The organism is Cellvibrio sp. (assembly GCF_053579595.1).
Genome location: NZ_JBRFPI010000115.1, coordinates 6,468 through 11,534, shown reverse-complemented (window position 1 = coordinate 11,534; position 5,067 = coordinate 6,468). Strand labels below are relative to the sequence as shown.

The window sequence follows — 5,067 nt, the reverse complement described above, 5'->3', positions numbered from 1 at the left end:
GGGCTACCCCCCGGATCAGCTAAGACCATTTTCTTTACGCCTGCACTCGCCGCACGCTTGAGCATCGCAAACCACTCGTCAGTCAACTCATCCCAAAAACAAATATCACCCCCTACAATCACATCGTATTTGCTCAAATCTGACTTGGTCATTGATGCCATAGCACCTTGGCGGGTTTTCACGGATACATCGTTCAACTCGGCTTGTACATCCAAAAATGCAAAAACGTCCTCATCCACATCCAAACCAGTTACTGTATGGCCGTTATTAGCCAAGTAGATGGAGGTTGGCCCCCAGCCACAACCGACATCCAAAACTCGACTTTTTTTCTTCAGTGGGTTGTGAGTAAAGTAATCCATTAGCACATAGCTAGAGTCCCAATGCTTATCACCGTGCACACTCGGGCTGTGCTCTTTTTTGAGGTTTTTAATCGCCGGGCTTTTTTCGGTATACAACCAGATACCGTAGGTGTGATAAGTATTCTTGGCTGGTGGGGCAAATAGTTCTGGCACTGTGTCATCTCACTCGTAAGGGGCTGTGGGAGAATTTACTTAATAACATCGAAATTCTATGACAAAATTAAGACACTTATGTGACGGTCAACCGCAAAACGTGGTTATCACGCTATTTATAACAGCAAAAAACAAACCACAACCGCAATGGGACCTAATGAATAGCAGCAGGTGCAGAGAGGATTCTGCCATGCTAACTTAGGCTTTACCTACTCAGGATATTTGTATAAAACCGAATGAACTCATTTAAACGCTTCTTTTTCTGGCCAGTATTTTTCAGCTGTCAACTAATCGCCCTTGCATTGGTGAGCTGGCATTTACTGGCTCAATTTCATTTTTCCTATCCACTCGGATACCAACTACTGGATTTGAACACACACATTGCAGAATTTGCCCCACAGAATCGTTACAAAGACGATTTTGAATTGACAACGCCCGAAGATCACTGGCGTCTATTTGGTGCGATTAGCGATGCAGTGCAAGCCAGTGGTAAGGGCTTACGCGAGATCAGCTACCAACTAAAAAACGGCGAAATCACAGCCTTAATGCATGAGGCAGAAATTATTCATTTACAAGATGTGGCGAACCTCATCGATGTATTTTATATAACGGGCACAAGCTGTTTATTGATATGGATCGGATTGATTTTTTTCGCACACCACCAAAGACTGACGCTCCCGTCCATAAAAAAAATTCTACTTGGATTTTTAGCAGGTTTTGCGGCTATCACCACAATTATCCTGGTGATTGGCGCCACTGAGGTATTTTATTGGTTTCACGTACAGGTATTTCCTGATGGGCATCAGTGGTTTTTCTATTATCAGGATTCGCTGATGACCACACTGATGAAAGCACCGGATATTTTTGCCTTTATCGCCACACTTTTACTTTTATTACTTATTGCACTATGGTCTGCGAGCCTATACGGCATTAATCGCTTACTGCGCTTTCCCCCGCAACAACAATCTAACACCAAGGCCAGGAAGCGATAAAGTTTAAGCAGTTCTCAACTTTGCCATAAGATCCCATTTATTAAGCTAGCGTTAAGCGAAAAAGCGCCCATACTGGCCGCACCTGCTGTAAATACAGCTGTTTACGTTAGCGAGGATGATCTTATGAACAAATCGATGATTATGGGTACGGTACTGGGCTTGGGTGTAGCCACCATGGGTGGCGCCATTGCTGGTTATCAATACGTAAAAGAGCCAGATCACGCCAAAGTGCTCAAAACCCTTGCAGTGACCAAAGAGATAAAAATACCGCATGAAGAATGCGTTGAGAAAACAGTGGTACGTCAAAAACCGGTGAAAGATACCAACCGCATTGCTGGTAAAGTGTTAGGCGCAGTTGTTGGTGGCGCCCTTGGCAATCAGGTGGGCGGCGGCAACGGTAAAAAGGTAGCGACAGTTGCAGGCGCAGTTGCAGGTGGTTACGCCGGCGATAAAGTGCAAGAAAACATGCAGAAAGGTGATACTTACACCACAGTCGAGCAAAGCTGCAAAACGGTATACGAAACCCGTGAAGAAATTACCGGTTATGATGTGACTTATCGCTTAAAAGACAAAGAAGAAGTTGTGCGTATGTCTTACGATCCCGGTCAAAAAATTCCGCTGCACAATGGTGAGTTAGTATTGAACCAACCTACCTCAACCACTAATTAATGAGTAAAGCTCCCAAGCACAATACTTGGGAGCTTTTTTAACCTTTTGAAACCCTGTAGCTACGCAATTTAAAAAACGCCCAACTAAACAATCCCAAAATAACCGCTACAAAAAATGGCACTTGCCACAGCAATGCACTGCGCAGTGCTGCGCCTTCCGGGGTATCGGGAAAACTGGCCAGCAAACCGGAAAAACCTAAACTGAATAAACCGTAGCCCAAATTAAAAATTAATCCTTTAACTGACAGCACTGTTGCGCGGCGCGATGAATCTGCCTCTTCATGCAACACGCGGCTCACGGTGAAGCCGAGGAAACCCATCATCATCATTAAAAATAATGTCGGCACTACACCATAGATTGGCCAAGCGGGCACCAATACCACCAAACCAATCAGTGTCATTACTGCAACCAAGCCCAAATTCGCCAACATGCCAAAACGCGCATTTAAACGTTTGGCTATCCCGGGGACAAACCAACCAAGTAAACCCATGGCTGCACCAAAAAAACCATAGGTCCATTCCGGTAATTCAATCAACCGATAATAACTACTGGTGATGGTGGCGAAATTGCGCACGATGGAATCCAGCGCAACGCCAATTAAAATAACCACCAGCGTTTTGGGATTAGTAAACACCCAACGTGCAGTTGAAAGCGTAAGATGAAATGCATGGGATAAAGTCGAACCCGCTGCCGCGTGAACCGGTTCAACCATCCGCCAGGTAATAAATAGACAAGCCAGCGCTTGTATCAGCACCAATAAAACCGGTAATCGATGGGCTGTCTCACTACTGATGTGAAAGCTCGCCGGGAGAATAGAATTAATTGTATCCGCATCATAAAGCACACCGCCGATAATCATCGCCAGCACAAAACCCACAGAACGCCAACGCATGGCATGCGCAAGCAAATGATCCCAGGCACTGGCGCGGTTTTCGGGCGGCAGTGAATCATAAGCGAGCGCCTCATCTGCCCCGCTCGCACAGGCTTCTGAAAGCCCTGAGCAAATACGGTTGATCACACACATTATCAGCAACAGCATTCCACCATCGCGCGGCGCCAACAGCAGGCACAGCATCTCAATCACCATCAGCACCGACGCAGTCATCAATAATGTTCTGCGCCCAATCGTATCTGCCAAGGCGCCCGAGGGAACTTCAAATAAAAAAATCGTCAGCGCCCAAATCAAATTGAGCATCACAAATTGATCGAGCGTTAAACCCAAGTCGATAAATAAAATCGCCAGCACCGGATAATAAGCACGCGCGGTAAAAAAAACCGAGAAGGTGACAAAGCGATTGGCGTTGCGCGAGAGGTCTTGGGTCATGGCAGTCGGCCTACAGAGAATACAACACTAATGACAGAAGCTTTCATTACCTACAGATTAACTAAAACGCCTTGCTTCGCACTCTGCTCAGCCGCCAACAACAACTCAATGCCCAATAAGGACTGTTGCGGCAAAAATGCCAGTGGGGCATTGCTGTTAATCGCATCCACAATATTTTTATAATAATGCTCGTAGTAACCGCGCTGACCAGGAATGATCGAGCGTGTCGCTTTATCATTATTATGAACATGCAAAACACCGTAGTTATCTTCACCGGGTAGCGCCCAGCCTGCCATGCCGGGAATAAGACCGCGCATCATTTGTGCTTCTTGCACATCCTGCCCGAATTTTAAAAAGGAACCTTTATCGCCGTGAATGGCAACGGTAGCTCCCTTTTCACTAACGTAAGTGCTGGAGCGCAGAATTACGCGCATGTCGGTGTAGTGAAAACATACATTGAAATAATCGGTTGAACCTTCTGTGCGACGCAGGCTGCGCATATCAGCGTAGACAGCGTTCGGCTTTCCAAATAGGCACAGCATGGAATCCACCATGTGAATTCCCAAATCAAACCAGGTGCCGGAGCCGGGCAGATTATCTTCCTTCCATTTTTTGTGAGTGACGTTAGTGCGATAGCGGTCATAGTGCCACTCTACTTCAACAATGCGCCCCAGCGCTCCTGATTCAATAATTTTTTGTGCATCCAAATGATCGCTTTCCAAACGTTTATTTTGAAAAACAGAAAGGATTTTTTGTTGGCTTTTTGCCAATGCAATTAATTCATTGCCTTCGTCGATATTTAACGTAAAAGGTTTTTCTACCACGACATGTTTACCGGCTTGCAGTGCCGCTTTGGCCATTGGGTAGTGAAGTTCGTTGGGAGTATTGACTACTACTAAATGGATATCCGGATTCGCTAGAATATCGTCAAAGGTTTTTACAATAGCGACCTGCGGGTAATCGACCAATGCAGTGGGCTCACTGCGCTGCAAAATAGTGTGGAGTTTCAAACCTGGTTCAGCGGTAATCAGCGGGGCATGAAATACTTTTCCTGACATACCATAAGAGCAGAGAGCGACATTAAACATAATATTTTCCGGCTATTAGAAATTTCAGGCGTGAATTTTCACTCTGTACGCGCACGCGGTTTTAATTTGATATAAACACGCCGTTTTACGCGCGCGACTAGATGCCCGTGATCATCCTTAATTTCAACCAAAAATTCCGGCACATATTTATCGCCATTGGCTGTTTTTGCGCGTATATCATCAAGGATTTCATCGTTAATCACAAAGTGTGCATGCACGTGGGTTTTACCGGGAGCGATGTAATCTATCTCGGCATGTTTATCCCATACAAAGTAATCGCGCCCGAGGTTGTTCATGATCATCAACATGTACCAGGGGTCAGTCATAGACATCAAGCTGCCGCCGTATTGCGTACCGACATAATTGCGGTTATACCAGCGCAGCTTTAAGGTCACGCGTACTTCGCGGTAATCCGCGGCGAGATAGGTGATCTTGATAGCGGAGAAAAATAATGGTGGCCATAAATTGACGATGAATTTAAA

Annotated in this window: 6 protein-coding genes; 2 read left to right on the top strand and 4 right to left on the bottom strand. The window is 45.7% G+C overall.

Annotated features, from left to right (window positions below; translation table 11 throughout):
* Positions 1–512 (bottom strand): class I SAM-dependent methyltransferase (locus ACWA6V_RS09230; protein WP_449522211.1); only part of this gene is annotated, 512 nt, incomplete at its 3' end.
* 236 nt (positions 513–748) lie between these two features.
* On the opposite strand from ACWA6V_RS09230, the gene ACWA6V_RS09225 reads away from it, so the two are divergent.
* Together ACWA6V_RS09225 and ACWA6V_RS09220 are read left to right on the top strand one after the other, a co-directional pair.
* Positions 749–1,504, top strand: coding sequence for a lipoprotein intramolecular transacylase Lit (locus tag ACWA6V_RS09225; RefSeq protein WP_449522210.1), 756 nt, complete (start codon positions 749–751; stop codon positions 1,502–1,504).
* Between the two features lie 123 nt (positions 1,505–1,627).
* On the top strand, positions 1,628–2,173 hold the full coding sequence (locus ACWA6V_RS09220) for a glycine zipper 2TM domain-containing protein (RefSeq protein ID WP_449522209.1): 546 nt from the start codon (positions 1,628–1,630) through the stop codon (positions 2,171–2,173).
* Between the two features lie 37 nt (positions 2,174–2,210).
* Here the strand turns inward: ACWA6V_RS09220 and ACWA6V_RS09215 are convergent, their stop codons facing one another.
* The 3 genes from ACWA6V_RS09215 to ACWA6V_RS09205 all read right to left on the bottom strand — a co-directional run.
* The gene (locus ACWA6V_RS09215) at positions 2,211–3,497 is read right to left on the bottom strand and encodes an MFS transporter (RefSeq protein WP_449522208.1); all 1,287 of its coding nucleotides are present in this window, start codon (positions 3,495–3,497) and stop codon (positions 2,211–2,213) included.
* A 50-nt stretch (positions 3,498–3,547) separates the two neighbouring features.
* The gene (locus ACWA6V_RS09210; RefSeq protein WP_449522207.1) at positions 3,548–4,585 is read right to left on the bottom strand and encodes a Gfo/Idh/MocA family oxidoreductase; all 1,038 of its coding nucleotides are present in this window, start codon (positions 4,583–4,585) and stop codon (positions 3,548–3,550) included.
* Positions 4,586–4,623: 38 nt separating this feature from the next.
* The coding region (locus tag ACWA6V_RS09205; protein WP_449522206.1) for a DUF4442 domain-containing protein at positions 4,624–5,067 on the bottom strand (444 nt) is incomplete at its 5' end.

Coding starts and splice junctions, on each gene's coding strand:
- ACWA6V_RS09225 (WP_449522210.1), top strand. CDS start 749: ATGAACTCATTTAAACGCTTCTTTTTCTGGCCAGTATTTTTCAGCTGT.
- ACWA6V_RS09220 (WP_449522209.1), top strand. CDS start 1,628: ATGAACAAATCGATGATTATGGGTACGGTACTGGGCTTGGGTGTAGCC.
- ACWA6V_RS09215 (WP_449522208.1), bottom strand. CDS start 3,497: ATGACCCAAGACCTCTCGCGCAACGCCAATCGCTTTGTCACCTTCTCG.
- ACWA6V_RS09210 (WP_449522207.1), bottom strand. CDS start 4,585: ATGTTTAATGTCGCTCTCTGCTCTTATGGTATGTCAGGAAAAGTATTT.